This is a genomic window from Ravibacter arvi (assembly GCF_039540405.1).
GTDB classification, from domain to species: Bacteria; Bacteroidota; Bacteroidia; order Cytophagales; family Spirosomataceae; genus Ravibacter; species Ravibacter arvi.
Genome location: NZ_BAABEY010000027.1, coordinates 1 through 1156, shown reverse-complemented (window position 1 = coordinate 1156; position 1156 = coordinate 1). Strand labels below are relative to the sequence as shown.

Genomic DNA, 1156 nt, shown 5'->3' with positions numbered 1-1156 from the left:
CGACGGACTGGGCAGGCCCCTGCAGCAGGTTTCCGCCTACACCAGCCCCGTTTTTACCGGCGGAAAACCGGCTGACCTGATTACCCATACCGAGTATGATGCCTACGGAAGGGTCTCAAAGGTCTACCTGCCTTACCCGCACAGCGGCGGAAACGCGGCCTATCAGAGTACAGCGCCCACAGCGGCAAACAGCTACTACAATTCAGCCGATTTTACAGAAGCCAACAGCCGGGGATATGCCCTGACCGAATACGAGGCCTCGCCCCTGAACAGGGTCACCAAACAATATGCCGGCGGAACCGACAAGGCCGTTGAGTTCCTCTACGGGGTGAACGGCAGTAATGACGTGAAGCTCTATACCGTGTCGGGCAATACCTTGAACCAGTCCTCCTACTATGCCGCTAACCAGCTCAGCTATGTGGAGACCAAAGACGAAAACCAGAACAGGACCCGGGAATACAAAGACAAACAGGGGTTGGTGGTCCTCAGGCGGGCGTATGTGGATAAAGATAACAACAACAGCAACCTGGATACCTACTACGTCTATGACGACCTGGACCGCATCAGGTTTGTGCTCCAGCCCTCCTACCAGGACAATGCCTCCGCCGAACGTTACTTCTACTACGAATACAACGACAGGGGGCTGTTGGTCAAAAAAAAGGTCCCCGGCGCCGGAACTACCGAGTTGACTTACAATGACCGTGATCTGCTATACACCAGCTTAGACGCAAACAAAAAGACCACTTATTACAAATATGACGCGCTGAACCGCCTGATTGAAACAGGAATAAAAGCGGGGGCTGTTGAAAATGCCTTGACCAAAACCTTCTACGACACCTATCCCGCTGAATTGCCGACTTTCAATAACAATGTGGCTATTGGTTACCCGAGCACAATGCGTTCCAACGTGACGGGCATGCAGACCGGTACTGCCACCCTGGTCATCAACCCGGACAGCTCCCTAACCACAAATTTTCTTTACAGCGCAGTTTACTACAACGACCGCCTCCAGGTCATCCAGGAAGTAAAACAGCTTTATGACCTGGGCGGATTTAGGGAAAGGTCTGCTTCGGTTCTTCGTTACGACGGGCAACTTGAAAAAAAGATCATTTACCAGCAGACCGACAAGGGGGTCAACTCGGTTGAAAAGACCTAT

1 protein-coding gene is annotated in these 1156 nt (G+C 52.3%); it reads left to right on the top strand.

Annotated features, from left to right (window positions below; genetic code table 11):
- Positions 1-1156: DUF6443 domain-containing protein (locus ABD852_RS15640; protein WP_345030577.1), on the top strand; the 1156-nt coding region annotated here is incomplete at both ends.